The sequence below is a fragment of the Paraburkholderia phenoliruptrix genome (assembly GCF_902859825.1).
GTDB lineage: Bacteria > Pseudomonadota > Gammaproteobacteria > Burkholderiales > Burkholderiaceae > Paraburkholderia > Paraburkholderia phenoliruptrix.
In genome coordinates this window covers 1-26796 of the sequence record NZ_CADIKB010000034.1, presented here as the reverse complement: position 1 = coordinate 26796, position 26796 = coordinate 1, and the positions used below count along the sequence as shown (strand labels likewise).

The 26796-nt window shown below is 58.3% G+C and carries 18 protein-coding genes and 2 pseudogenes; 8 read left to right on the top strand and 12 right to left on the bottom strand.

The window, feature by feature from the left end; all coding sequences use genetic code 11:
* The first annotated feature begins 11 nt into the window (after positions 1 to 11).
* Positions 12 to 1586, top strand: coding sequence for a S41 family peptidase (locus HV711_RS25610; RefSeq protein WP_013587000.1), 1575 nt, complete (start codon positions 12 to 14; stop codon positions 1584 to 1586).
* Between the two features lie 67 nt (positions 1587 to 1653).
* A complete protein-coding gene (locus HV711_RS25605) occupies positions 1654 to 2418 on the top strand; it encodes a HesA/MoeB/ThiF family protein (RefSeq protein ID WP_028361598.1) in 765 nt (254 codons plus the stop codon).
* Positions 2419 to 2481: 63 nt separating this feature from the next.
* Here the strand turns inward: HV711_RS25605 and ptsP are convergent, their stop codons facing one another.
* From ptsP to HV711_RS25570, 7 genes are all read right to left on the bottom strand, one after another.
* On the bottom strand, positions 2482 to 4230 hold the full coding sequence (ptsP, locus tag HV711_RS25600) for a phosphoenolpyruvate--protein phosphotransferase (protein WP_028361597.1): 1749 nt from the start codon (positions 4228 to 4230) through the stop codon (positions 2482 to 2484).
* A gap of 246 nt (positions 4231 to 4476) precedes the next feature.
* The gene (locus tag HV711_RS25595; RefSeq protein WP_006048084.1) at positions 4477 to 4746 is read right to left on the bottom strand and encodes an HPr family phosphocarrier protein; all 270 of its coding nucleotides are present in this window, start codon (positions 4744 to 4746) and stop codon (positions 4477 to 4479) included.
* A gap of 116 nt (positions 4747 to 4862) precedes the next feature.
* Positions 4863 to 5351 (bottom strand): PTS sugar transporter subunit IIA, encoded by a 489-nt coding sequence (locus HV711_RS25590; RefSeq protein ID WP_013586997.1) that lies wholly within the window; start codon positions 5349 to 5351, stop codon positions 4863 to 4865.
* Between the two features lie 271 nt (positions 5352 to 5622).
* Complete coding sequence (gene gshB, locus HV711_RS25585) at positions 5623 to 6579, bottom strand: glutathione synthase (RefSeq protein ID WP_028361595.1); 957 nt, start codon at positions 6577 to 6579, stop codon at positions 5623 to 5625.
* Between the two features lie 96 nt (positions 6580 to 6675).
* Positions 6676 to 7965, bottom strand: a complete 1290-nt coding sequence (gene gshA / locus HV711_RS25580; protein ID WP_013586995.1) for a glutamate--cysteine ligase — start codon at positions 7963 to 7965, stop codon at positions 6676 to 6678.
* Between the two features lie 290 nt (positions 7966 to 8255).
* Positions 8256 to 9752, bottom strand: coding sequence for an ammonium transporter (locus HV711_RS25575; RefSeq protein ID WP_013586994.1), 1497 nt, complete (start codon positions 9750 to 9752; stop codon positions 8256 to 8258).
* Between the two features lie 44 nt (positions 9753 to 9796).
* Positions 9797 to 10135, bottom strand: a complete 339-nt coding sequence (locus tag HV711_RS25570) for a P-II family nitrogen regulator (RefSeq protein WP_013088261.1) — start codon at positions 10133 to 10135, stop codon at positions 9797 to 9799.
* A 451-nt stretch (positions 10136 to 10586) separates the two neighbouring features.
* On the opposite strand from HV711_RS25570, the gene HV711_RS25565 reads away from it, so the two are divergent.
* The 4 genes and pseudogenes from HV711_RS25565 to HV711_RS25550 all read left to right on the top strand — a co-directional run bounded on the left by HV711_RS25565 (position 10587) and on the right by HV711_RS25550 (position 12925).
* On the top strand, positions 10587 to 10844 hold the full coding sequence (locus HV711_RS25565) for an accessory factor UbiK family protein (protein WP_013586993.1): 258 nt from the start codon (positions 10587 to 10589) through the stop codon (positions 10842 to 10844).
* Between the two features lie 121 nt (positions 10845 to 10965).
* A pseudogene (locus tag HV711_RS25560) lies at positions 10966 to 11160 on the top strand (magnesium chelatase domain-containing protein); the annotation flags it as partial.
* A gap of 210 nt (positions 11161 to 11370) precedes the next feature.
* Positions 11371 to 11628: a type II toxin-antitoxin system RelE family toxin gene (locus tag HV711_RS25555; RefSeq protein ID WP_035483681.1), complete on the top strand. Its 258-nt coding sequence runs from the start codon at positions 11371 to 11373 to the stop codon at positions 11626 to 11628.
* Between the two features lie 481 nt (positions 11629 to 12109).
* Entirely contained in the window at positions 12110 to 12925 is an 816-nt protein-coding gene (locus HV711_RS25550; RefSeq protein ID WP_175145320.1) for a hypothetical protein, read from the top strand.
* Positions 12926 to 13031: 106 nt separating this feature from the next.
* Here the strand turns inward: HV711_RS25550 and HV711_RS25545 are convergent, their stop codons facing one another.
* The 4 genes from HV711_RS25545 to cysS all read right to left on the bottom strand — a co-directional run bounded on the left by HV711_RS25545 (position 13032) and on the right by cysS (position 22443).
* Positions 13032 to 16151: an AAA family ATPase gene (locus HV711_RS25545; protein ID WP_035483685.1), complete on the bottom strand. Its 3120-nt coding sequence runs from the start codon at positions 16149 to 16151 to the stop codon at positions 13032 to 13034.
* On the bottom strand, positions 16151 to 16849 hold the full coding sequence (locus HV711_RS25540; protein WP_175145318.1) for an ABC-three component system middle component 1: 699 nt from the start codon (positions 16847 to 16849) through the stop codon (positions 16151 to 16153). The genes HV711_RS25545 and HV711_RS25540 overlap by 1 nt, the downstream gene beginning before the upstream one ends.
* Positions 16846 to 19365 carry an ABC-three component system protein gene (locus HV711_RS25535; RefSeq protein WP_175145316.1) on the bottom strand — a complete coding sequence of 840 codons (2520 nt, stop codon included), beginning with the start codon at positions 19363 to 19365 and terminating at the stop codon, positions 16846 to 16848. Before HV711_RS25535 ends, HV711_RS25540 begins: the two co-directional genes overlap by 4 nt.
* A 1671-nt stretch (positions 19366 to 21036) precedes the next feature.
* Positions 21037 to 22443: a cysteine--tRNA ligase gene (cysS, locus tag HV711_RS25530; protein WP_035477890.1), complete on the bottom strand. Its 1407-nt coding sequence runs from the start codon at positions 22441 to 22443 to the stop codon at positions 21037 to 21039.
* Between the two features lie 590 nt (positions 22444 to 23033).
* Here cysS and HV711_RS25525 point away from each other — a divergent pair.
* Both HV711_RS25525 and HV711_RS25520 read left to right on the top strand, forming a co-directional pair.
* The gene (locus HV711_RS25525; protein ID WP_035477887.1) at positions 23034 to 23402 is read left to right on the top strand and encodes a BlaI/MecI/CopY family transcriptional regulator; all 369 of its coding nucleotides are present in this window, start codon (positions 23034 to 23036) and stop codon (positions 23400 to 23402) included.
* Between the two features lie 5 nt (positions 23403 to 23407).
* A complete protein-coding gene (locus HV711_RS25520) occupies positions 23408 to 24979 on the top strand; it encodes a M56 family metallopeptidase (protein WP_175145315.1) in 1572 nt (523 codons plus the stop codon).
* A gap of 395 nt (positions 24980 to 25374) precedes the next feature.
* On the opposite strand, the pseudogene HV711_RS25515 reads toward HV711_RS25520, so the two are convergent.
* Positions 25375 to 26690 (bottom strand): annotated as a pseudogene (locus tag HV711_RS25515) (IS1182 family transposase); the annotation flags it as partial.
* Positions 26691 to 26796: the final 106 nt, after the last annotated feature.

Sequence of the window (26796 nt, the reverse complement as noted above, 5' to 3'; positions counted from 1 at the left end):
CAACAGACTCTATGCGAAAGAACCTGAAAAATATCGGCCTGATCGCCGCGGGCCTTGCTACCGGTGTATTTGCCACTCTGCAACTCTCGGCCTCGGCACAGCAGCCTGCCAGCGCCGCCGCTCCGTTGCCGCTGGACCAGCTCAGGCTCTTTGCCGAAGTGTTCGGGCAGATCAAGCACGAGTACGTCGAACCCGTCGACGATAAAAAGCTCCTCACCGCCGCCATCAAGGGCATGGTGTCGAGCCTCGACCCGCATTCGTCCTACCTCGACAAGACCGATTACGAGGAACTGCAGGAGCAGACCAAAGGCCGCTTTGCGGGCCTCGGCATTGAAATTTCGTCGGAAGACGGTCTGATCAAGGTCATTTCGCCGATCGAAGACACGCCCGCGTTCCGCGCCGGCATCCGTCCGGGCGACCTCATTACGCGCATCAACGACAAGCCCGTGCGCGGCATGACGCTCGACCAGGCCGTCAAGCAGATGCGCGGCGAGCCGGGCACCAAGGTCACGCTCACCATCTTCCGCAAGACGGACGACCGCACCTTCCCGCTCACCGTCACGCGTGCGGTCATCAAGGTGCAATCGGTCAAGATGAAGATTCTGGCGCCGGGTTACGCGTACGTGCGTATCACGAGCTTCCAGGAGCGCACCACGCCCGACCTCGCCGCGAAGCTGCAGGACATCGCGCGTCAGCAGCCCAATCTGAAGGGCCTCGTCCTCGATCTGCGCAACAACGGCGGCGGTCTGCTGCAAAGCGCGGTCGGCGTGGCCGGCGCGTTCCTGCCGCCGAATTCGGTGGTCGTGTCCACCAACGGGCAGATTCCGGATTCGAAGCAGGTCTATCGCGACACTTACGACAATTACCGCCTGCAATCTTTCGACAGCGACCCGCTGAAGGACGAAGCGCCGATCTTCAAGACCGTGCCGATGGTCGTGCTGACCAACGCGTATTCGGCGTCGGCATCGGAAATCGTCGCGGGTGCGCTGCAGGATCAGCATCGCGCGCTGATCGTCGGCAAGACGACCTTCGGCAAGGGCTCGGTGCAAACCGTGCGCCCCATGACCGCCGACACCGCGCTGCGCCTGACCACTGCGTACTACTACACGCCGAGCGGCCGTTCCATCCAGAACAAGGGCATCCGTCCTGACATCGCGGTGGATCAATACGCGGAAGGCGATCCGGACGACGCACTCGTCACGCGCGAAGTCGACTACTCGAACCACCTTGCCAATACGCAAGATCCGAACGAGAAGAAGGAAGCCGAGAAGCGCGAGCAGGATCGCATGGATCAGTTGCGTCAGCTCGAAGAGCAGAACGACAAGAAAACGCCGGAACAGCGTCAGAAGGATCGCGAGCGCAAGCCGGTCGAATTCGGTTCCGCCGACGACTTCATGCTGCAACAGGCGCTGAACAAGCTGGAAGGCAAGCCGGTGCAGGAGTCGAAGTCGTTGACCGAGCGCCGTCTCGCGCAGAACAAGCCGGCCACTTCGGCCTCCGCGCCGGTCGCGGTCAAGCCGACGCAACCGGTGCCGGGCGCGTCGAACACCGCGCCGGCTTCCGCTCCGGCAACGCAAGGCAAGTAGTCACGCAAGCAGCACACCTCGCGTGTCTTCGCGGTCCGTGCACCGCGAAGACACACCGGCTCCCGCCATGAATGACGATCAACTCCTCCGCTATTCCCGCCACATTCTCGTCGACGAAATCGGCATCGAGGCGCAGCAGCGCTTTATCGACGCGCACGCGATCATCGTCGGCGCGGGCGGGCTGGGTTCGCCTGCTGCGATGTACCTGGCGGCGGCGGGCGTCGGGCGCTTGACGCTCGTGGATGCCGACACGGTCGACCTCACCAATCTGCAACGGCAGATCCTGCATGTGAGCGCGTCCGTCGGACGCAAGAAGGTGGAGTCCGGGCGCGACACGCTGGCGCGCATCAATCCCGAAGTGCGGGTGAACGCGGTCGCCGAACGCGTGGACGACGCCTGGCTCGATCGCGAAGTGGCGGGCGCCACGGTCGTACTCGATTGCACGGACAACTTCGCGACGCGCCACGCGATCAACCGCGCGTGCGTGAAGCACGGCGTGCCGCTCGTGTCGGGCGCGGCGTTGCGCTTTGACGGCCAGATCAGCACCTTCGATTTCCGCGACGAAGCCTCGCCCTGCTACGCGTGCGTGTTTCCGGAAGACCAGCCGTTCGAGGAAGTCGCGTGTTCTACCATGGGCGTGTTCGCGCCGACGGTCGGCATCATCGGGTCGATGCAGGCGGCGGAAGCGCTGAAGGTCATCGGCCAGATCGGCACGCCGCTTACCGGCCGGCTGACCATGCTCGATTCGCTGCGGATGGAATGGACCACCATGCGCATTGCGCGGCAGCCGGATTGCCCGGTCTGCCGTGAGCGCCACGTCGCGCGCACCTAGCGAAAACCCATAACACAACGCCGCACATTGTGCGGCGTTTGTCATTGAGGCAGGCAAAGTCGATCAGGCTTGCGCGACACGCTTGAGCGCGGCTTGCACTTCTTCCGGCTCGAACGATGCGAGCACGTCGGCCACCGGCTTCTCCAGCGTTTTCAGATGCGAGCGCAACACTTCCTGCTTCACCTCGAGCAACTGGCTCGGATGCATGGAAAACTCGGTCAGGCCCATGCCGAGCAACAGGCGCGTCAACGCCGGATCGCCCGCCATTTCGCCGCACACCGACACCGGCACGCCCGCCCGCTTCGCCTCACGCAACGTGAACGCGATCAGATGCAGCACGGCCGGGTGCAGCGGATCGTAAAGATGCGCGACGGAGTTGTCCGCGCGGTCGATAGCGAGCGTGTACTGGATCAGATCGTTCGTGCCGATCGACAGGAAATCGAGCCGCTTGAGAAACAGCGGCAATGCAATCGCAGCCGCCGGAATCTCGATCATCGCGCCGACCTGCACGTTCGGGTTGTAGGCAATTCCCGCGTCGTCGAGCTGACGCTTCGCTTCGCGAATCAGATCCAGCGTCTGATCGATTTCCTGCGCATGCGCGAGCATGGGCACCAGAATCTTCACCGAGCCGAACGCCGACGCGCGCAGAATCGCCCGTAGTTGCGTGAGGAACATTTGCGGCTCGGACAGGCTCCAGCGAATCGCCCTAAGCCCGAGCGCCGGGTTCGGCGCCGTCTCGTAGCCGTCGCCGCCGCTCATCGAATCGAGCGGTTTGTCCGCGCCGACGTCGATGGTGCGGATTGTGACGGGCAGGCCGTTCATCAACTCGACCGCGCGCCGATACGCCTCGAATTGCTCCTCCTCTTCCGGCATCCGGTCCTTGTGATTCATGAACAGGAACTCGGTGCGAAACAGGCCGACGCCGGTCGCGCCCGCATCGAGCGCGGCGCGCGCATCTTCCGGCAACTCGATGTTCGCGCACAGCTCGATGCGCGTGCCGCACAGCGTTTGCGTGGGCGAAAATTTGAGGCGCTGCAGCTTGCGCTGCTCCAGCGCCTTTTCGCTTTGCCGGTACGAATATTCCTCGAGCACGATCGGTGCGGGATCGACAATCACAATGCCATGATCGCCGTCGACGATGATCAGATCGTCCTGACGGATCAGCGCGCTCGCATGCTGCACGCCGACCGCAGCCGGAATGCCGAGGCTTCGCGCGACGATAGCCGTATGCGACGTGCGACCGCCGAGGTCGGTGACGAAACCCTGAAACGTTTGCGTCTTGAACTGCATCATGTCGGCCGGCGCGATGTCGTGCGCGACCACGATCATCTCGTCGCAGGCGCCGTGCACGCCGTCCGCGAGTGCGCCGGACGCGCCCGCCAGCGCCTTCAGCACGCGCTCCACCACTTGCTCGATGTCGGCTTTACGCTCGCGCAGGTATTCGTCTTCGATATCGTCAAAATGACGCGACAGGCGTTCGAGCTGCTCGGTAAGCGCCCACTCGACGTTGTAGCGGCGCGTGCGAATCAGGTCGATGGTTTCCTGAACGAGCATGGCGTCGTTCAGGATCATGGAATGAACGTTGATGAACGCGCCCATTTCGCTGGGTGCGTCTGCGGCAAGGTCGGCGCGCAACGCGTCGAGTTCTTCATGCACGCGTTGCTGGGCCGCGCGAAACCGCTCGACCTCGCTTTCGATCTGCGCGGGTTCGATCAGATAGTGGTCTACGTCAAGTGCAGCCGGGGCGATGAGATAAGCCCGCCCGATGGCAATACCGCGTGACACGGGAATTCCATGCAGCGTGAACGACACGCGCACCTCCTCTAGTTGTGTGATGCCGCGGCAAACCGCTGCAATGCTCTCAGACTGTCGTCGTCATTATAAATTCCGCGCCGTCGCTCACGTGTACGAATGCTGTGTGCAGCGCAGCACGAAAGCGCGTAGAAAAAGCCTGCCCCGTAGCGCGCCGCTCGCGCTGTGACGCGTATTGTCGCGCGCTAAAAAAAACGCCGCGGATAGCCGCGGCGTCGTTATTCATCGCAATGGCGATTCGCAAGCTCACTGACCTTCACCGAATTTATCGGCGATCAGTTTCAACAATGCGTCCATGGCTTCCTTTTCGTCGGCGCCTTCCGTTTCGATCAGCACCGTGCTGCCGATACCCGCCGCCAGCATCATCACGCCCATGATGCTTTTTGCATTGATACGGCGGCCATTGCGGCTCATCCAGATTTCGGACTGGTAGTTGCCTGCGAGTTGCGTCAACTTGGCCGACGCGCGCGCGTGCAGCCCCAGCTTGTTCACGATAGTCGTTTCCTGTTGCAGCATGTGATGGTCCGAAGCGCGTGTAAGTGTTGTTGTGAAAAAAGAAACTGCTCAGGCGCAATGCGAATCGAGATGCAAGCCGCCGCGCGAGTTGCGCCGCGGCTTGCCATGCGGGGCGCCTACAGACCTGCCGGGCCGCTCTTTTGCGCGAGATTCGCGTCGGGCGGCAAGGCCGGCAGGCAGTCTCCGGTCACCGCCGCCGCCTCGGCGGGCGCGGGCGTTGCCGGTCCGATAGCATGCACGCCTTTCGTCGCGCCGGCGAGCGCCTTGTCCACCAGCGTGTCGAGCGGCGTCGCGCGATAACAGACCGCGCGCACCAGCATCGGCAGATTGACGCCGCACAGCACGCGCACGTCCGGCACCGAAGCAAGCCGCCCCGCAATGTTCGCGGGCGTCGCGCCGAACATGTCGGTGAGCACCAGCGCGCCGTTTTCTTCTTTCAGGCGCGCAATCTCCGACTCGGCGAAAGCAACCATTTGTGCGGGATCGCAGTCGGGCGATACGTCGATCACACCGATGCGAGCCGGCAAACCGCCGTAAATATGCGAAATACAGTCGCGCAACGCGGTGGCGAACGGAGCGTGCGCAATGATCAGAATGCCTGCCATGTCAGCCTACTGCAAAAAGACGGCCCCAAACGTGGGTCGGAACCTTGTCCGAGATGCTCACGCCCCCGGCCGGCCGTTGGCCATGAGGGCTCAACACTCCGCGGTCCATGCCGAGCGCTCCGCGTGGGGCTCATCGCCCGAAATCGATGCGGAGAGCGGGCATTGTAGCAGGCCCGTTTTCGGGCCAACGCCGATGTCCCGCCCGCAGCGGACAACATGCGGATTCCACCACTCAGTTTGGGCGCCGCGGCGCGCTTTCAAGCCGGGCCGCTCAGCCTGCCGCGCGCTCCAGCGCGTCGACGAACATCGCGGCGACGTCAAAGCCCGTCTGATCCATGATCTCGCGGAAGCACGTCGGGCTCGTCACGTTCACCTCGGTGAGCCAGTCGCCGATCGCGTCCAGTCCAACCAGCAGCAGACCGCGTGCCGCCAGCACCGGCGCGAGCGTGTCCGCGATCTTGCGGTCGTGCTCCGTGAGTGGACGCGCGACGCCCAGCCCGCCGGCCGCGAGATTGCCGCGCACCTCGTTGCCCTGCGGAATGCGCGCGAGCGAATAGGGCACCGCCTCGCCGCCGATCAGCAGAATCCGTTTGTCGCCGTCCTTGATCTCGGGGATGAACTTTTGCGCCATGACCGAGCGCGCGCCGTCGTCGCTCAGCATTTCGATGATCGAGCCGAGGTTCATGCCGTCCGGCTTCACGCGGAACACGCCCATTCCGCCCATGCCGTCGAGCGGCTTCAGAATCACGTCGCCATGCTGCTCATGGAATGCCCTCAGGCGCGCCGGGTCGCGCGTCACGAGCGTAGGCGCGACGAACTGCGCGAACTCGCCGATGGCGAGCTTTTCCGAATGATCGCGGATCGCCTGCGGCTTGTTGAAGATGCGCGCGCCCGCCCGCTCGGCCAATTCGAGCAGCCACGTGGACGTCACGTATTCCATGTCGAACGGCGGGTCCTTGCGCATGACGACGGCGCTGAAGCTCCTGAGCGCGCGCGGCGCGGCGCTTTCCGCCGCATACCATGCGTCGCGATGCAGATCGGTCACGTCGCCGGTAATCGCGAAGCGCTGCACATTGGCTTCGACGTCGCCGCCCGTCCACGCCAGATGCTTCGGCTCGCACGTGTACAGCGTATGACCGCGGCGCGCCGCCTCGGCCATCATCGCGTAAGTGGAGTCTTTGTAGATCTTGAACTGCGTGAGCGGATCGGCGATGAAAAGAATGTCCATGAAGGTCCCGTTGCGCCCTGCTGGGCCTGGCGTTAATCGTGAAAGACGGCGAAGGTGGCGGGTGAAAACAGCGCGGCCGGCAATGCGCCGCAGCGCTTAGACCTGGATCGCTTCCGGATCGGTCTTTTCCAGTTCGACCGAGGCGGCCAGCAAACCGAGCCGCGCCACCACGCCGTACATATAGAAGCGGTTCGGCGGCGCCGCGCCCGGCTTCGCGTGCGCGTCCGGCAGCGCCGTGTGCTCGAAGCCGAGCGGCACGAAGTGCATGCCGGGCGCGTTCAGGTTCTGATCGCGCTCACGGCTGCCGTGCACGCGGTAGAAGCCGCCCACCACATAGCGGTCGATCATGTAGACGACCGGCTCGGCCACTTCCTCGCCGATGCGCTCGAACGTGTACACGCCTTCCTGGACGATCACGTCGTGCACTTCGAGGCCGTCCTTCGTAGCCGCCATCTTCGCCCGCTCGCGCTTGGTGAGCGCCGCGACTTCCGACGCGTCGTGCACCGTCATGACGCCCATGCCATAAGTGCCCGCATCGGATTTGATGACGACATACGGTTTTTCGGAGATGCCGTACTCGCGATACTTCTTCGCAATCTTCTTCAGCACGCCGTCGATCGCGTCGGCCAGCGCTTCTTCGCCGGTGCGCTCCTGAAAATCCACGCCTTCGACATGCGCAAAGTACGGGTTGATCATCCACGGATCGATCTCGACCATCTTCGCGAACTTCTTCGCCACGTCGTCATAACACGAGAAATGCGTCGATTTGCGGCGAACCGCCCAGCCCGCGTGCAGCGGCGGCAGCAGATACTGCTCGTGCAGATTCTCGAGCACGGGCGGAATGCCGCCCGACAAATCGTTATTCAGCAGAATCGAGCACGGGTCGAAATTCTTGAGCCCGAGGCGCCGCTGCGAGCGCTCGAGCGGTTCGAGCACGAGCTTCTGGCCGTCGGACAGCGCAATGGTGACAGGTCCGTTGATGCTTTCGTCGAGCGTGCCGAAGCGCACGTTCAGGCCGGCCTGGCGCATGATCGCCGCGAGCCGGGCCACGTTCTCCAGATAGAACGCGTTGCGCGTGTGGCGCTCGGGAATGACGAGCAGATTCTTCGCGTCCGGGCAGATCTTTTCGATGGACGCCATGGCGGCCTGCACGGCGAGCGGCAGCACTTCCTGCGGCAGATTATTGAATGCGCCGGGAAACAGATTGGTGTCGACGGGCGCAAGCTTGAAACCCGCGTTGCGCAAGTCGACGGAACAGTAGAAAGGCGGCGTGTGCTCCTGCCACTCGAGCCGGAACCAGCGTTCGATGGCGGGCGTAGCGTCGAGGATCTTCCGCTCGAGATCGAGCAGCGGGCCGTTTAACGCCGTAACTAGGTGCGGAACCATTGATCACTCGCAGACTGGAGAAAAAAGATTGTAGAGCAAATGCTTTGCCCATTTGGGGATGGTTTCTCCATTCGCAAGCTAGCCGGAATGCATTCTTCCTATCGCAATGATAGGCAGGAAAAAGTGCTGTTAACAAGATGGCGAGCAAGAAAAAAGCCCGCCATGAAGGCGGGCCAAATCGCTGCGCTTGTTGCTACCGCTGGTTGCCGCTCTGGCGCATCGCGCCGGTCGGCGCGGGTGCCAGGGCGTGCGGTCGTCGAGCCCGGGAGCGCGGGCTCGAAAGACCCTGGTTATTCGACGTGTTCGCCGTGCAGGCTGACGTCGAGACCTTCGCGTTCCTGTTCTTCGGTCACGCGGATGCCCATCACCATGTCGATGATCTTCAGCAGGACGAAGCTCACCACGCCGCTGTAGACCAGCGTCGTCACGACGCCCTTGGCCTGCAGCACGAGGCTGCCGTCGAAGCCGCCGATGTCCTTGACCGCGAACACGCCGGTCAGCAGCGCGCCGACGATACCGCCGATGCAGTGCACGCCGAAGGCGTCGAGCGAATCGTCGTAACCGAGCTTGTGCTTGAGCCACGTTGCCGACCAGAAGCAGACCACGCCTGCGACGATGCCGATCACGAGCGAGCCCGTCATGCCGACGAAGCCCGAAGCCGGCGTGATCGCGACGAGACCCGCCACCGCGCCCGACACGATACCGAGCACCGAAGGCTTACCCTTCGCGGCCCATTCGGCGAACATCCACGCGAGCGCTGCCGCCGCGGTTGCCACTTGCGTTGCGAACATCGCGAAACCGGCACGGCCGTCCGCTGCGACTGCCGAACCTGCGTTGAAGCCGAACCAGCCCACCCACAGCATTGCGCCGCCGATCAGCGTCAGCGTGAGGTTGTGCGGAGCCATGGCTTCGCGGCCGTAGCCGATGCGCTTGCCGAGCACGAGACAGCAGACGAGACCCGCGATACCCGCGTTGATGTGCACCACCGTGCCGCCCGCGAAGTCGAGGATGCCTGCGGTCGCCAGCCAGCCGGTCGGTTCCCACACCATGTGCGCGATCGGCGCGTAGACGATGATCGACCACAGCGACATGAACACGAGCATCGCCGAGAACTTCATACGGTCGGCAAACGCGCCTGTGATCAGCGCCGGCGTGATGATCGCGAACGTCATCTGATAGACGAAGTAGACCGTTTCCGGAATGGTCGGCGCGAGATGGCTGACGGTCAGCGTGGTCGCCTTGTCGCCCTTGATGTAGTTCATCCCCGCCATGAAGAAGCGCGAGAAGCCGCCGATAAACGAGCCGCCCGGCGTGAAGGCGAGCGAGTAGCCCACCACGGCCCAGATGATCGTCACGAGGCAGGTGATTGCGAAGCTCTGCATGAGCGTCGCCAGCACGTTCTTCTTGCGGACCATGCCGCCGTAGAAGAGCGCGAGGCCCGGGATCGTCATGAAGAGGACGAGCGCGGTGGAGGTCAGCATCCAGGCGGTATCGCCGGAATTGATCTTGGACGAATCGACCGAGAACGGTGCGGTGGGCGCAGCCGGAGCCGCGTCCGATGCGGCCGGCGCAGCTGCCGCGGCGCTTGCTGCCGGTGCAGCCGACGCGTCAGCGGGTGCCGAGGCGGCCGGTGCCGCGGACGCATCCGCTGCGGGCGCGCTTGCCGCCGTGTCGGAAGCAGCGGCCGAGGCGGCTGCGGGGGCTGAAGCGTCGTCCGCGAGGGCGGCCCCGATACCGCCCGCGAGCAGCGAACCGGCCATCAGCAAGGACATCAATAATTTGCGCATCTTTCGTTTCCTCTTGTCGCTATCTGTGTCGCTATCTTTTGGTGTTACAGAGCGTCCGCGCCGGTCTCGCCGGTGCGGATGCGGACCACCTGCTCGATCGGCGTGACGAAGATCTTGCCGTCGCCGATCTTGCCCGTGCGCGCCGCGCGCTCGAGCGCCTCGATCGCCTGGTCGACGATGTCGTCCGAGACTGCCGCCTCGATCTTCACCTTCGGCAGGAAATCGACGACGTACTCCGCGCCGCGATACAGCTCCGTATGGCCCTTCTGACGGCCGAACCCCTTGACCTCGGTGACCGTGATGCCCGAGACGCCGATCGCCGACAAGGCTTCGCGTGCCTCATCGAGCTTGAACGGCTTGATGATTGCGGTGATGAGTTTCATGAAATCCCCTCGCTTAGTTGCTAACCCGTTGCTAACCCGTTGCGTAAGCGTTTGCGTAACCGTTGCGTAAGCTCGTTGTAGCCGCTCGCGCAAGCCTGGCGCTACTCGCAGCCTGTTCGCGTGGTCTCGTTGCGCTGCCGGAAAATAGTGCCGCCAGTGCGCGCGGGGCAGTAAGAGCAACTCGTATGCCATGTTGTGTCAGACTGCGCCCGTGCGGACCCGCGAAGGGCTCAGCCGCCCTTGTCCAGATGGCCAACGCGCGGGCCGCCCGGTGGCGTGAGGCGGGGATCGTTGCTAGAGTGTTCGCAGGCTTTCGCGGCAAGAGCACGCACCAAAGCGACTCATGCGGTGCAGCAGCGCCCGCATGGACGCACCAACAGAGCGCACGGCGAAAGCTGAGGCACAGACGTAATGAAACACTGCACATTTTTTGTGCACCAAGGGGAACACCATGAAACAACCCAACGATGTTTTTAACGACATTCAGGCCCGCATGAGCGAGCTCTTCAAGAACTCGCCGGCTAAAGACGTCGAACGCAATGTGAAAGCCATGCTGTCGCAAGGTTTTTCGAAGCTCGATCTGGTCACACGCGAGGAATTCGAGACGCAGACGCAGGTGCTGGTGCGCACGCGGGCGCGCCTCGAGGAACTGGAGCGCCGCGTCGCCGAGCTCGAACAGAAGCTGCCGGTCACGACGCAAACCGTCTGACGGTTCACTGATCGCGCTTTAGCTGCATCGAACTGCACATCACAGGCAAGCGAGCCGTGACGTCATCAGCGTATTAAGGGGATGGAGCGCGCCGTGTGCGCGCCGTCCGACGGGAGAAAACATGTCGCTTGCCGTGGTGCGCAGTCGCGCGCCGGCCGCCGGCCGCGCGCCCGAAGTAACCGTCGAGGTTCACCTCGCCAACGGGCTACCCTCTTTTTCCATCGTGGGGCTTCCTGATCTGGAAGTCCGCGAGAGCCGCGAGCGCGTGCGCGCGGCGCTGCAAAACTGCGGCTTCGATTTCCCTGTGCGGCGTATCAAATGTCGTCAAGCGGTCTTTAGCGCTACATGAGCAGGGCAGACGAACCTATTATTCAATCGAATTGATAGCAAAAACAAATGATTACTTTGCTCTGGCGCGAATGTGAGGTTTGCGCTTCAGGGTCCAATGTAGGCATCAGGTTCACTTTCTAGCTCCCCGACGAAGGAATGTGTCATCTTGTGTCAGTTATCCGATCGAGAGCCAAATATGGAATCCGCCCTAACGCTGCATGCCTCACGCAAGCTCAAAGAATTGCCAACGAACGATGTGGCGCGAATACTTGCTGCGATTTCCGATCTCGTGCGGCATGGCCAGCCCCTCGCGGCAGCGCGAGCGCGCAAAATTGATAACAATCTTTATGAACTTCGCGTGGGGAAGTACGCGGCAATTTACCAGCTCGAAGATAATCGGATACCCGTCGGGCTGTTCCCGTCGAAGGCCTCCACCATCATGTCCATGCCGTAGTCTCTTCCCTCTACTGACCGCTCCTCCCAATCGGAAGTGAATTGATTTCTGACGACCCTCACTGCCTCTGTGTCGATCCGATGCTCGTCAGTCCGCTGCGGAGGTAGCGTGTTTCCGCCTGAGTCCTTTTTTCGCTTTGTCATATGTTGTCTACAGAACCAGTTCCGTGCCAATGAAATAATTAGCGACGATATCGGCGACGGCATGAGAAAATTAAGGCCAAGTACTGACAAAAACTTACCCCGCTCTGCACGCGTGCGTGCGCCAAAGCTTTTTTCTGCCTGATTCGACTTGAGAGCTTAAAAATTATTCAGCTTATGCATAAAGTCTGGAGAAGAAAAAGCCCAATCACTCTTTTCCCAAGGTTGAATAAGAGGACACAGAGCAACCGGCAAGTACGGATCACATTGTTTCGGCCGGGGGTATCTATCCCAAGATGCAAGTCAGGGCTCGAACTGCCGCTTTTTGGGCTGACACCGACTTGGTTTTCATGGTGTCACGATGCATCGAGTGGCCAGAGCAACTCCCGTACAGTCCCGTCGCCTGGCTGAATCCGGCAGAGATTCGGTTGCTTGGGTCGCTGATGTTGACTGAGTGCTTCGAAGGCGGACCGCGATGTATCTTTCGCCCCATACCGCTTTTTCGGGCATATATTGACCAAGACCTCGATCTAACAAGCCCAATAACCCTCGCAAGGATCAAGCGGTCTCTGCTCGATGCACGAAACCACACTCAAAAGTCCAGTCTGCTCGATGCGTGGAAAGCTATTGGCGATGAGGAGTTCGACTGCTTTGATCGCGCATCAATCCAGAATTCGCTGCAACCCTTGTTTTGGAAGGCAATCTCTAGCCGAAATTTAGTCTTGCTTCGCGGACTCTACGCCCTTGTCAAGGCCGACATGTTGGCCGGAAATTTTGAATTCCGGGAAGAGGCGACGATGAACACCTTCATCTCCCTCGATGCATCTCATGAACTGGTATTGCGTTATCTGCGAAAAAATGGGAATCCTTCGCCGACATCCCGCGATGCAGGCACTTGGCTCTATCGCACTTTCGACGAACCACTGGGCCTAGTATATGGCGAAGATGTTCGCTATTTCGCTTCCTTTTACGATCGCCGCATCCAGACGTTTCACCCTGCCAGTCGGCATGGAGACATGCCGTTCGCGCCACTGGAATGGGATGATTACAATCACCTTCGGAGCGTATTGCCATCTATTTTCGGCTATCTCATTACCGGACAACACACTCCCCAATTCCACGATCTCACCTTTCAAGCGAGAGAACGCCGAGGATGAAGATGTCTATTGGCAACCAATGAAATTACAGCGTCAAATGCCATTCGAATGCGTTCCGCCTGATCTCTGACCTACCTTTTGAGCCCAGACATCAGGGACATCCTAACTACGTCGGTCCAATCGCCTCCCTTGTATCGACCTCAGCCCAGCGACTTCGTGCGGCTGCCCGATTTTCTACAGGCCCATCATATTGAACCCCGGACGCCGATGGCCCTGTAAGCGTTACGGTCGAACACGGCAGCCCGGCTGAATCAAACTTACGCGCGATAAAGTCGCTCTCACTGCGATCATGGCTGGACAGAATCAGTTGATACCCTTTCATTTCCACCATGTTTCGCATGACGTCAACAAATGCGGCGCGATGGATGACGTCGTTATGTTGCAGCGGATCATCGAGCAGCAACGCTCGCCAGTTCGACCAGGGATAGGCTGTGCTCGCGGCACACAAGATACTGAAACCGTTTGCCGCGAGTTGCCCCTCGCTTAGAACAATCTGAGGGGGGAGGCTCTTGTCGAAGTTGGCATCCTCAACACGGTCTCTTGAGCGCAGCATCATCTCGAACCGGGTCGCGTCCACTCTATGCTCTGCGCTAAACTGGATCGTCTCACCTGGCGTGCTTAACATGGCCTCATTGAAGTCGTTGATGACATTATTGAGCGGCGCAAGGAACTGTGTCGAAAAGTCGATCGCGTCCTGTTTCAAGCTCTCTGAATATTTGTTCACTGCGGTTTTTGCGGACCTCGACAACTTGAGCGCCGCCTTTGCTGACTTCAGCTGATTCTTCAATGAAGTCTCGTGTCCGGATCGATCAATAGTCTCTGGATCACCAGCTGCAGACGCCATAGCAGCACGTACTTCGCTGATCTCTTGCTGCAACACCACGCTTTCGTTCCCGCGCGATAGCTCTGTCCACTTTCTCACGCAGTTTTCCAACGCCGTCCTGATGTTTTCAGTCAACATCCGGAATGTCTGAAAATTTTCCTCGTTCGGCGGAGACTGGAAACCAACAGCGCTCCATCGTTTCACGATTGCACTCACAGACTCTTCCGCCTGCTCCCTAAGCTTGAGCAACTTGGTGTGCTCTTGTTCAGCTGCTCCCAAACTTGCGCGGCATCCTGCCAAGACCACACGAGCCTGATCCGCAACGGCAGTCGCGGTCCGTAGCACCTCTTGCGCAGACACAAGGCTCGCGCGCTCATCTGCGAGGCGGGCTGACAATTCTTCGAGTGATGAGCCGTTCAGCGAATTTGATACCAGCCTCTCCATACGGGTGCGCCGCTCGCTCTCGTAAGCAAACAGGCGAGCGCCGGCTTCATCGCGCTGCTTGACCAACGCCGCATACTCTTCGCGCAGATCCTGCAAGCTCACGCCATCGGGACCATTCGAAATCTGAGCGTCTTGAAAGGCTTTGTCTGCCTTAGACAAGGCGTCATTGGTCGCCTTAAGGCGCTCGGTCGCAATTCCCAAAAGATCACTGGCTGGATCTGCATTCAGTCGCCCAGAGATTCTGCTTCTGGCATAGGCTACGGCATCCAGGTCTGACTTCGCCTTCTGTTCTGCCTCTGCAACCGACGAGACGATTTTCTGCAGGTTGGCGATCTGCCTATCAAGTTCGTCCTTTTCAACCTGTAGCTTTTCAACGACGGACTGGTTGGCTTGCAAGGCCGAATTGCTCGCTTCTGCAGCTGTTCGAACAATTAGCTTGAGCTCCCCCTTTTCAAACGGCGACAAACAAACAGGGCATTCCCTATCATCCTCATGTATGTGACTCGCAATACTGGCAACCGCAGACGCGATTTCTCCGGCGCGGCGCCGGGCAACGTTCAGTGCGACTTTCTCTCGCTCTAGTTTCTGGTCGACATCGCCCCGAGTTCGCAGTAATGAGGCTTGCTCAGGCTGCGCTTGGTTCGATTGGTCCCTCACTTCCATGAGCGAGTTGGCACTTGCCGATGCCTTCGTCTCCAAACCTGTGAGATTTTGGCAATCGTTGAGCGTCGCTTCGGCCGCTCCGACCGCAGCCCTTGCAATTTCGAGTTGCTTGCGCGCGTCGGTCAGTTGGGAGAAGGAGGCTTCGCGCTTGTTTGACTCGCTACGATGGCGCTCAACCTTCTGCGAGAAGTCGTCTCTGACCTGTTCTGCCGTACGGATCAAAAGGCCTAATTGGTCAATCCGCTCCACATCTTGACGAGCCCCGTCCAGACGATCTAAGAGCATCCTGTGCCTGGCGACGACTTTTGTTTGCTCGATTATCCGCTCTTCAGCCGCTTTCGCAGCGACTAGGCTTTTATCTACGGCTGAACGCTCCGCTTCAATAGCTGTCTTCGCCTGAATAATCGAAGGGCTATCGTCTCGAGAGTCAGCCATCGCTTTAGTGTATCGATCTGGCAGCTCAGAAGATGCATCTATCGCTGCGAGCCGGTTCTGGACGGTCCGAAGTCCATCATCGAGCCCAACCTTGATTGCATTAATTTGCGCTGCATTGTCACCATCAGCGAACACGAATGGTACGCCAGTTAAAGCCGTCACTTCGACGCTTAGTGAGGAAACTGCGTTCGCAAGGTCAGGTGGCAGGATCACTCCGGACACGCGCACGGCTTGCTCGAGCCTGTCGAGTCTAGAGCAGAGATCTTTCCAGGTGGCAAGTTGCCGCTCCAGTTGATCGACAACTCCTTGCTCTTCCTCGATTCGCTTCGAAAACGCGTATTGGGTTGATCGTCCTCGCAGGGCTTGACGAATGAGCTCCAATCGCTCTATCCCGCTTGGGCCTTTTAGAGCCTCCCACTGCTCGTTGCCCAAACGACTCGTAAAACGTTGTGGCGATGCTTGCCCCAAAAAGTGAGTGAACGCCAAGTAAGTTCCAACGTCTCGAATAGGGCCCCATTCGGCGCGCTTAAGCAAGTCCAAGATATTCGCCTTGTCTGCCCCTTGCATCGCGTCCCGAGAGATAACTTGGTCGTCGCCGAACGATAGGGTCACTCGATGGGAGTTTGGCTCCGCCCCGCGTCGCGTAAGATAACTTCCTTCATCCAGATTTTTGTTGTAACGGGAGAATCGAAGAACGTTACCCGTTAGCGCCCACTCGATAGCGTCGAATAGACTGCTCTTTCCAAGGCCGTTCGTGCCGCTGATAAGAGTAAGGCCCGGCCCTGCGGGAAGTGCAATCTCAAAGCTGCCATATGTGCGGAAGTTTTCGACCTTAATCCGTGAAAGATAGATGCTGCTCATTACTGTGACCTCCGCTTCCACGCATCCACTAGCGCAGCGACTATATGTGCGGGATCAGCATCCGGTCGCAATGCGATTGAATCCCATTCTTCAGCGGTGTCACGAGGAATTCTGCTTTCTACGCCATCTTGCCCTGTGTTCAGTCGGTCCAAACCCGAAATCGAAAACTGTCCGACTTGCTCCCACGGACGCGCGAGGAAGGTGCGTCTCACGAAATCAGAGAAACTACGAGCATCGTTTTCTTGCTCGTCTGGACGCAGCCACGCCAGCTTTCTTGCGACCCGATCGTCTCGCTCCACCATCAATGCAAGCGATCGCCACTCGGCGTCGCGCTCACTCCCACGCGGCCCAACCAGCATCAATTGAAGATCTAATGCCTGATTTACTGATAGAAATGATCGTGCGACCACACACTGATTTCGATACCGCCGCAACGTTTCGCGGATAGCCGAGACAGTGGGGATCTCAGGGAGCACGCCGAGCACAATCGCGTATCTTCCAATCGAGATCCCTTGCTTCGCATTGGGCAGATCGCCCTGATCAAGGGTTGTTGAGGGCGAGCTATCTCCCCGAAAAAACCGTCCTGCGATTTCAGGCCATTCAGTGACGGGCAACGACAGCGACGTTGCAGCAAGTTTCAGATCTTTGGCGAACTGCGCTACGGCCTCTGTTTCAGTCTGGTGCGATTTTTCAGTCATGCGGCCCCCGCTGGCTGTGGCTCGATGGACCTTCTCATATTGTCAATGTGGATTCGCTCGGTATTTTCCAGAAACTGCGCAAGCTGGTTCGCGCCGGCGCCAATCGCGGCGGTTAGCGTCGCATCGATCGACATAACGATTTGCCCTGAACCGCCCGAATCATCCAGTCCTGGCTGCCCTTCCTCTGTCATATCGAACGATCTTTCTGCACGTTCTGCCAGATCTACGGACCCTCGCACTGAAAGAATCACAAAGTCTGTTTTCCACATAAAGCTAGCAGCACAGAGAGAAAGCGCCAAGCCGTCAATCTGATCGGCTGCGCAACTGTGACCGGTCCAAGCCACCACGCCTTCCCGCGCCCTCCGCAAGTTTCCGGGGCGTGCGTTGTGAGGTGCGATGGTCTGCCATCCTGCCGCGATTGCCAATGCGACTGTAGTACCGCGCACAAGTGACACTAACTTTGCCGGACCAACCAGAACGCGAGCAAACTCGACTGACTCGTCGTCGTCATGGGCACATACGAGTAGGCTCAGAAAGCGAGATCGCATCAGTGCATCTGCGTCAAAGGATGCCTTCCATTGTCGCCAGATCGGACGCATTTTCCCTCTAAGATCTGCCGCGGTGACAAATCCTACTTTCCGGCCGGGATCACGGGCATGAAGAAGATAATCTTCGATGTGGCGATCAATTGCCTCCATCACAAATTCATCAAGAGCGTAATGAATTGTGCGGACGAGTTGGTCAGCATCCAGTATGTCTGGATCGCGATTTACAGGCCCGACGACTCCGTCCTCGACTTCAGGTGCAGTCAATCCTTCTGCGTGAAGTGAATCGCTTGTCAGGCGCTCCACGTAATCACGCCAATGCCTTGGATCCGCAATAATCTTGCAATACTTCGCGTGGGTTGCCACCCTGACCAAAGCGCTAGCCATCTGCCCATATTCGGTTGGCATGTCTGGGCATACGATGTCCAAATGATGGCCTTGCACACTCCATGCACTCGCGATTTCAGCCGCACGCATGGTACCGGACCATCGAATATTTCCGCCCACTGGTCGAACCTGGATTGTTTCGACGGCGATGGCATCACGTGCGGCCTGTTCGTGATAAGCCAGGGGTAGCTGTTTTGCTCTCGCTTGCTCCTCGAAGTAACTTCGTGCTGCAGGTGCCAACTTGGGAATGAGAGTAGAGTCGCCATAAAGATCAAGCCATTTCTGATGTTCTGCCTCGAATTGAGATAGAAGATCCTTAAATGGTTCTCTCGCCTTGGAGCGATCCGGGCCACGCCTAAAGATGACAGAATCGGCTCCGACGATTTTGCCTTCACAATCTAGCCAGTATTGTGCATCGTACGTCCTGCCCTCAGGCGGCGCCACGATTCGCACGTCGACGCAATGCAAATGGGTAAATCCACATCGCGGGTCCGTCTCGCAGGCTTTTATCGCGAGAAAAGCAGCCAATCGATTGAGAGTTGACGTGGCGGCAGAAAACATCTCCGGGTGCTGCGTCTGAAGTGTTATCTGTACACCAGGTCGTAGTTGAGCGGCTACTGCTGCTAACAGTCCGGTGTCTCGCGCAGCAGTGAGAATGTCGCGCTCGTATGCAGAGACAAAGTCAAACCGCCGAGCGCCTCTCTCCGCTTCGCGTGCTGTTTGGTCAATTTCTCGCAAAGGGTCATAGATTCGCGGGAGACCCGGATGCGAGACGATCGACTGGATCATGCCGGCATGGTCGAAGGCGGCAGACGCTGCTGCAACAAGGTCAATCAGCGCTCCATCACCATTTCCACTCACAAAAAAACGGGGCTGAGTTCTGGCTTCAAACTCTTGGTTCGGAACGCCTGCATCGCTCCAGTAACTATGATTCGGCAAGCCCTGCGTGCTTTCTGATTCCAATCCAAAACCGACCGCAATGAATACTAGATCGAACTGTGCACGATCAACTGTCAGGGGCCCCTCTTCGTCGCCTTTGGCGTCTCGCTCAAACTCCACGCTGAAAGACTTACCTTCACGCTGGATTGCAGTGACTCTATGGCGCGTCCACTTCTTCAACCGAAGATTGAATCTCGCCGTGATCGCCTCAAAATCAGCAGCAATGGCGGCTCGCACGTCCTGAGCAGGTCCGGCTTTCCAATCGAGAAAAGGCAAGTCTGCCAGCGGGTCATCAGTGTCCCACTCTGGCCAATCGTAAATGTGTGGGTCGAGGCTGCGCCGGCGCGTCGCGCTCTGCAGAGGGAGGATCTCAGCGCCTCGTTCGAAAAGAACTACCTCGCTTTCTGAAATAAGAGCAAGGGCGACGGCCATAGTCATCCCGGCAGCACCCGCGCCGACGACTGCGACTCGTCTCGGGGCCTTGAGATAGCCTTCAACATGAAGGGCGTACGCCAATGACATCGCGCGGACCTGCTGGGAGTAGAAGGTGATCCGCTTGTCGTAACATCCGAGCACGTAAATACCTGGATGCTGCTGCACTGATGACCCCGCGACTATATCGCGAGGGCGCATGGTATCGATCACAGCGTCCCCATCATTAAACAAGTCCCACCAGACGACACCTCTCCGACCACACCACCCGACAGGCCTGTCGATAAAAGGTGCCGCGCGTGATGACTTCGTCTCGCCCCGTCGTTCTCATATTGATTCCGTCGTCTCGAAACGACAGTAAGTGGTAAAACATACAGATGATAATGCATCTAAGCCGCATGTTTCCATGTCGTGCCATTTGCGGACGCAATGCTAAGCGCTTTTTCTGTGTCTGAGGACCTTGCTTGCACGTTGTTCGTGGTCGCTATATGTCCGCGCCGTGACATGCAACAGTTACGCAATGGCGATCGGCGCGAATGCGACGATCCTCTGCCCGGTACTTGGCGACGGCGAACGCACCATATCGACCCGCAAGGGACATACGGCTTTCTCTAAAGCGGTCTTTCGCCCGGTCGACGACACACTAGACCGTCAGAGTCGAAGGCAGCGTCGCACGTCATTCGATAGCAATGTCGTAAATCGATGCAGGATTCTCAAGTCCTTTGCTCAAGGTGCAAACCGCAATGTGATAACGTCCAGGAACGAGCCAGATAAGGCCACCAATCTGGTACTCGTTCATTGTTTGGTTATACGCCGTCCTACTCGATAGACCCGCTATCGTGCTCGATACTATGCGCCCGTTAGCCAAGTCAGTAACCGTCACCCTGAACGGGATTCGTTGTTCTGGGCTGATCTGCGGGACATTCTCCATCGCGCGCTTCGAGCTTGTATTGGATTCCGCACGCTTTAGCTTGACGGTTTCTCCGCTCTTTGCCGTGTCTGCCGCACCCGCCCGCCTAACCATCAATGCAGGCTGATAACCTTTCCGGACCGGGACGGGTGTCGTTACGTTCGCATCGATTGCGCAAGTCGCACGTGCCAGCGACACGTTTGACGATTCGATTAGCGGAGGAATCCCGCACAGATTTGCAGCCCAAGCCAACATCCCAAGTACGGGCGCTTCGCAAAGTTTCCAGACGAATGGGCTCATTGTGTTTGAATGGACGACCTTGGCCGCAGGAGTGGAATTTACACCGTTGTCGACGATTCGCGTCGGAAGGTAGAGTTACCGCTGTTGGCCGCTCGTGGAAGCTGAGCCTGATCGACGCTAAGGGCTTGAGTTGGTCCGTAGGCTCACCTCGGCCGTGCAAAAATTGTTCGGACTTCGGTTTTCCAGTCGAGCAGCAATTGGGCGACGCGCTTGGAATGTTTCAGGATTCGCATCCAGACCCATTCGCTCGCTAGCGATGCTGTCAAGATATGCCGCGATTATCGACGCATTCGCTCCCTCACCCTGTAGCATTGAAAAAACGATGGGCAGGTACCCATAATACTCGTCGCGTGCTGTCGGGCTTGTCGCGACGCCAATCGGGTCCCAAACATAGAACAGAACTTCGTCCACTCGTCGGTACAGTTCCAGTTCATCATCGGCCACTTGTGTCCCATCAGCTCTCCCTTATCACGCCACTCGTTCATCAAGAGACGGACACGGAGATTGTCCACGATCTAGGCGTCAGCGTCGACCGTCCGCTCGTGGCCGCCCACGGTCCCATGCCAATTGCATAGACTGCTTGCCGAGGTCGGCTCCCGTCGGACCGTGGTCGACCCGGAGCAGTCAGTCGATCTCATGCAGACCGGACACTCAGTTTGGTGCCATTGCAATGATCATTCATTCCCAATATCTGTCCGTTCTGTGGTGACACCGATAACCCGTTGCCCTTCTTTGCTGTCCTCGATTCTCCAGCCTTGCGCATTTAACTTCTCCCGTATGTCATCGGCTTTTGCCCAGTTCCTTTCCGCTCTGGCCTGTTCGCGCTCGCTAAGTAACACCTGGATGCTTTCCGGAAGGTCAGACACAAGCGGTTTCCAATCGCGCAGCCCGAGCCCCAGAACCGAATCAAAGCTATCCACGGTCGCTCGCAACGTCGCCGGCGGCAGGGCGCTCTTGATGAGTTCCCAAAGCACGGCCAGCGCTCGCGGCAGATTCAGATCCTCGTTCACTTCGGCGTCGAAGCGTGCGGCAAAATCCGGATCGATGCGACCACCGTCCGGCCAGCCGAAATAGAGATTCCGTAGCCGGCTCAAGGCTATCTGCGCTGCATCAAGAGACGCCCAGCTGAAATGTAGCTTGCTTCGGTAGTGGGCCGTCAAGCACAGGTAACGGTATGCGATAGGATCGATGTTTCGGCTCTGCAAGGTCTGCAGGCGAATGAAATCGCCGCCCGACTTTGACATCTTTGTATTGGCATCGAGCGTCAGAAAGTGTCCGTGCATCCAGAAATTGGCAAGGCGTGTGCCGTGGGCCGCCTGAGTTTGTGCAATCTCATTGCTATGATGCACGGAGATATGGTCTTCGCCACCGCAGTGAAGGTCGAACCAGTTTCCAAGGTACTTCGCCGACATGGCCGAGCACTCGATATGCCAGCCTGGAAATCCGCGTCCCCATGGGCTATCCCATTCCATCTGACGGGTGATGCCAGATGGACTAAACTTCCACAACGCGAAATCCGTGATGTTCTTCTTGTTGCCCACTGCGACGCGCTTGCCCGCCTGAAGGCCGGCGCGATTGAGCCGGGCCAGGAAGCCGTAGTTATCCTGCTTACTTGTGTCGAAATACAGACCGTCATCGGTCCGATACACATAACCGACTCGTTCCAGTTCGCTGATGAACGTGATCTGTTCGGCGATGTGATCGGTTGCACGGCACCATACCGTCGGCTCCAGCAGGTGAAGAGCGCGCCAGTCCGTGACGAAGGCCTCGGTATAGCGCTGCGCGATTGCCCACGCCGACTCTCCGACCCGTCGGCTGCCTTTTTCCATCTTGTCTTCACCTTCGTCAGCGTCCGAAGTGAGATGACCGACGTCAGTGATATTGACGACGTGCCGGACCTCATATCCATTGTGCATCAGTGCGCGGCGCAAGATGTCCTCGAACACGTACGTTCTCAGATTACCGATGTGTGCGTAGTCATAGACGGTCGGACCGCAGCAATACATACCGACCTCGCCGGCGTGGATTGAGATGAACGGGCGCACGGTACGCGACCAGGTGTCATACAGCGCAAGCGGCATCGAGTTTCTCTGACAAAATGTATTGGGACAAACAAAAAGGCCGCCAGTCTTGCAACGGGCGGCCAGAAGGCAATTGATTCGACGTGTAGCTAGATCGCTAGACGCAAATTTCCCCCGGCACGTTCTGACAACATGCGCGGATCAGCGAAGAGAGGAATTTTTTGAGACTAAGCTTAGGGACGATCGTAGCGTCGGTTGGCTTCGCAGGTCAATACCGTCGAATGGCCGCTTTCAGTGATTACTTCCGAATGACCGTTCATGGCCGATCACGGAACGATGCCAATTGCATAGCGCGCCCGCAACGCGACGACGCACGGAGGCCCGGAGTCGACCCACCCAGTTCGGACACCCGGCCCAAGCGGACGTTACGCCCACTTTTGAGGTACTGCTGCCGTTCCGCATCTGTCGCACATGACGCCCGTCAGGGCAAATCGACGATGGAAAGTCGTCATGAGCTCCAAATTCCAGCGGTCGCAACTCCGGACGCATGTGCTGGCGTCGCCACGCTCCGCACTTTAATCAACTAAAAGAATAGTTGACAGTTCGCAACTTCGATCCTACGATCTACTACACCTTTAGTAGGAGGCATTTTGGACATCTCGCTGACTGACCGGGAAGCCGACGTCATGCAGATACTGTGGGAACGTGGCCCATCCGTTGTAAGTGAGGTTCGTGATGGACTTACCGATGACCTCGCCTACACCACGGTTCTAACAATCCTTCGTACGCTGGAAAGCAAGGGTTATGTAACTCACGTGGAAGAAGGTCGAGGGCATCGCTATGCAGCCGCCGTTCAGCAGCAGGCGGCACGAAAAAGTGCCTTGCGGCACCTCACGAGCAAGTTATTCGCAGGATCGACAGAACTGCTATTTGCGCAGCTGGTGGCCGACAAAAATCTCACGCCGAAAGAAATACGTCGTATGCGTGAGCTACTGAAAGAGAAACCTGACGAGGAATAACGGCGATGCTGACGTGGATGATTTATGCGGCATCGATATCGGCGGTTCTATCTGCGGCCGCGTTCATTGCCGAACATTCCGCACGGCAACGTCGATCGTCCAGCAGATGGTTCTGGCTTCTCGCGATCGTCGCATCACTGGCAATTCCGACGGCTATGACGTCGGTTTCAATCGAAATCCCAGCGGAGCTGAGGCCGTCGGTACCTCAGAACGTGATCGCCCTGCACGAGATCACGTCCACCCGTTTATCGCCCGCAGTCTGGATTGAGAACCACGATGGTAAGTCCTCGACGTTCCAGCACGTTCAATTTCACGCAAGAGACGTATGGTACGTGGCGTCAACGTTGATGATTTTGATTTTGCTGATCACCGCAACGCATTTGCAGTGGCGCAAACGGCAATGGACTTCGGCATCTGTCTGCGGCGTTTCGGTGTACCTGTCGGCCGACGTCGGTCCGGCGGTTGTCGGTCTTCTCCGCCCGCGCATCGTCCTTCCAGCTTGGCTTCTGGATTCCCCCCTAGAGCAACAGGCTGCCGTTATCGCGCACGAAAAATCGCACATCGATGCCCATGACCCGGCGCTTCTTACGATCGCACTCTGTCTCATTGCGTTCATGCCATGGAACCTGCCACTCTGGTGGCAGTTGCGACAACTCAGGTGTGCTATTGAAGTTGACTGCGACGCGAGAGTCCTGAAGGCTGGATACAACTTTGCTGTTTATGGCGAAACGCTGATCGCGGTGGGAGAGAGGCAATCGCGATATATCGGATCAGTAGCCGGTATGTCCGAGTCCAGATCTTTTTTGGAGCGACGTCTAAAGCTGATGTTGCGGAAGCCTGTCAAACGGAAATTGCTGGTTACAGTACTTCTTGGATGTATGTCAATCACGCTGGCTACTATGGCCGCACAAGTGAGCCCACCAATCATGAACGATGCTTCGAAAGAACATACTCAAGTGCCGATATCCGCTGAAATTCTGGATCGATATGTCGGCACGTATAGCGATAGTTATACCTCAACGCTGCTGAAATTCCGACGCGAAGGCGACCACCTGATGTCGCAACGCACCGGCCAAGGATGGATTGGAAAATATCCAATGAGTGAGACGAAATTTTTTGCAAAGGTCGTCGAAGCAACCGATACATTTGTGGTTGACGGTCAGGGACATGTATCGGGCTTGATACATCATCAGAACGGTCGTGATACTACATTGTCGCGAATCGATGATGCCGAGGCAGAGAAAATGGAGGCGATGCTCGCTGCAAAGGTCAAGAGTCAGACTGCTGACCCGAGGAGCGAAGCCGCACTGCGCAGATTGATAGATGGATTGATGTCGGGAAACCCAAATTATTCTGAGATGTCCCCCCTGTTACAGGAGGCAACCCGCGAGCAATTGCCTGGGCTCAAAGACGGTTTGAACCAAGCAGGTCGCGTCGACAAAGTTCGCTTCATGGGTGTAGGCAACGCAGGCTGGGATATATATCAGGTCACCCAGAATTCTGGCTCATCAACGTGGCGTATTCACCTCAATAACGAGGGCATCATTGATGGCGCGCTGGTGAACATGGGCCCCTAGTTGGTAGCGAGAACAATTTGGTCACGAAGAGAAATTGCGTTCGGATGCTTTTAGGGAAAGCCGTGTTCGGGAGCGCATGTAGCTGGTTCCGAATGCGAACAATCGGTGATGATCGATGATCATTACCGCTCTCCGACCGTTTCCAAGTGCAATCCGGGCAGACGAGCGTCCGTGCGAAAGTGATGACGAACGTCTCAGATTGGCCGGTCACTGCCTCATGCAATCCACATTCGCCGCCCAATCTCAATATGTAGCGATCGGCAGCACGCGACCCAGCTTGTGTGGAAACTCGATTTTCGCGGCCATAAGAGCGCGTGCCGATCAGGTCGATTGTGTTTGACACAGACGGCGTGCGTTAATCAACCGTAATAGGCGCAACAAAGCCCCTCAGGGCTCTAATTTCCGACCATCTTCAAGGCGTTCAGTGTCCCTTGAACGCCGAGTATGTTCATGACCCGCTTGAGGTTGTAAGCCAACACCTGAAGACTCATCTCCGTACTCACCCGCCTGAGCGTCCTGGTCAGGAAGTGTGCGGGGCCCATCCAGTGCTTGAGCGTGCCGAAGACATGCTCAACGGTACTTCTGCGGATGGTCATGGCGTCAGGTCTGCGGTCGAGCCGACGCTGCATCACCTCAAGCACATTCTCGTGCGCTCCCATCGCCGAATTCGACGATAGTCAGACGGTGAACATTGTTCCTTGAGGTGGCAACGTGGGCACGCGCTGGGCCAGTAGACTCGCAGATTCAGGTCATGCTCGACAGTCGTGAATCGACGGATCGCCCGCTCTCCAGCAGGGCACCGATACGTGTCGCTTTTCGCCACGTAGATAAAGTCGGCTTTCGTAAACAGACCTTTTTTCCGGGATGCCGACGTGAGCGGTTTGGGAACATACGCGCTGATGCCATTCAGATCGCATGCCCTTATCTCCGGCCCACTGAAGTAACCGCGGTCCGCAACAACCTTCAGCTTGGATCTGCCCATCGCGCGCTTGGCGGATATCGCCATCTTGCTGAGTTGTCCATGATCGTTGCCGACATTCGTTACTTCGTGTTCAACGATCAGATGATGTTTCGTATCAACCGCTGCCTGGACGTTGTAGCCCACTATGCCGGAGCCTCTTCCACTCGTTGCCATCGAGCGTGCGTCCGGATCCGTCAGCGACAACTGCTTGTCCGGCTGCTCTTCCAGTTGCCTGCCGATCTGCTTGAGCTCACGCATCTGCTGGCGCAGCACGGCGATCTTCTCGTAGAGCCTGACCGTCTTTACATCGAACCCGGTAGGACTGGTGCGGTCTGCACTTTCAATCAGATCAAGATATCGCTGCACGCTTTCCTCGATCTGCTTCTGGCGCTTGTCGATCTTGCTTGCCGTGTAATTCCTGTCGCGGGTGTTCGATGCCTTGAACTTGCTACCGTCGATAGCCACCATGTCACTGGATAGCAGCTTGAGCCCGCGACACAGTTCGACGAAACGCCGGCATACGTTGCGGATCGCGGCGCCGCTGTCACGGCGGAAGTCCGCGATCGTCTTGAAGTCCGGAGCAAGCCGTCCTGTCAGCCACATCAGCTCAACATTGCGTTGGCATTCGCGCTCAAGTCTCCGGCTCGACGGTATCCGGTTCAGATAGCCGTAGACATAGATCTTCAGCATCACGCCAGGATGGTAAGACGGCCGGCCCGTGAGCGCCGGTGTAGTACCGTTGAAACCGAGGCAATGTCCCAGGCGTAGTTGAAGGTTGAAGGCGGCGGTTCGCCAGTGGAATCCGAGAGAATCGGGTTTCCAGGACCAACCTCCCGAACAGGGAACCAAGGAGAAC

Excerpts from the sequence above, each read along its gene's own strand:
- HV711_RS25610 (WP_013587000.1), top strand. The coding sequence starts at position 12 with ATGCGAAAGAACCTGAAAAATATCGGCCTGATCGCCGCGGGCCTTGCT.
- HV711_RS25605 (WP_028361598.1), top strand. The coding sequence starts at position 1,654 with ATGAATGACGATCAACTCCTCCGCTATTCCCGCCACATTCTCGTCGAC.
- HV711_RS25595 (WP_006048084.1), bottom strand. The coding sequence starts at position 4,746 with ATGCTGCAACAGGAAACGACTATCGTGAACAAGCTGGGGCTGCACGCG.
- HV711_RS25590 (WP_013586997.1), bottom strand. The coding sequence starts at position 5,351 with ATGGCAGGCATTCTGATCATTGCGCACGCTCCGTTCGCCACCGCGTTG.
- gshB (WP_028361595.1), bottom strand. The coding sequence starts at position 6,579 with ATGGACATTCTTTTCATCGCCGATCCGCTCACGCAGTTCAAGATCTAC.
- gshA (WP_013586995.1), bottom strand. The coding sequence starts at position 7,965 with ATGGTTCCGCACCTAGTTACGGCGTTAAACGGCCCGCTGCTCGATCTC.
- HV711_RS25575 (WP_013586994.1), bottom strand. The coding sequence starts at position 9,752 with ATGCGCAAATTATTGATGTCCTTGCTGATGGCCGGTTCGCTGCTCGCG.
- HV711_RS25570 (WP_013088261.1), bottom strand. The coding sequence starts at position 10,135 with ATGAAACTCATCACCGCAATCATCAAGCCGTTCAAGCTCGATGAGGCA.
- HV711_RS25565 (WP_013586993.1), top strand. The coding sequence starts at position 10,587 with ATGAAACAACCCAACGATGTTTTTAACGACATTCAGGCCCGCATGAGC.
- HV711_RS25555 (WP_035483681.1), top strand. The coding sequence starts at position 11,371 with ATGGAATCCGCCCTAACGCTGCATGCCTCACGCAAGCTCAAAGAATTG.
- HV711_RS25545 (WP_035483685.1), bottom strand. The coding sequence starts at position 16,151 with ATGAGCAGCATCTATCTTTCACGGATTAAGGTCGAAAACTTCCGCACA.
- HV711_RS25540 (WP_175145318.1), bottom strand. The coding sequence starts at position 16,849 with ATGACTGAAAAATCGCACCAGACTGAAACAGAGGCCGTAGCGCAGTTC.
- cysS (WP_035477890.1), bottom strand. The coding sequence starts at position 22,443 with ATGCCGCTTGCGCTGTATGACACCTGGTCGCGTACCGTGCGCCCGTTC.
- HV711_RS25520 (WP_175145315.1), top strand. The coding sequence starts at position 23,408 with ATGCTGACGTGGATGATTTATGCGGCATCGATATCGGCGGTTCTATCT.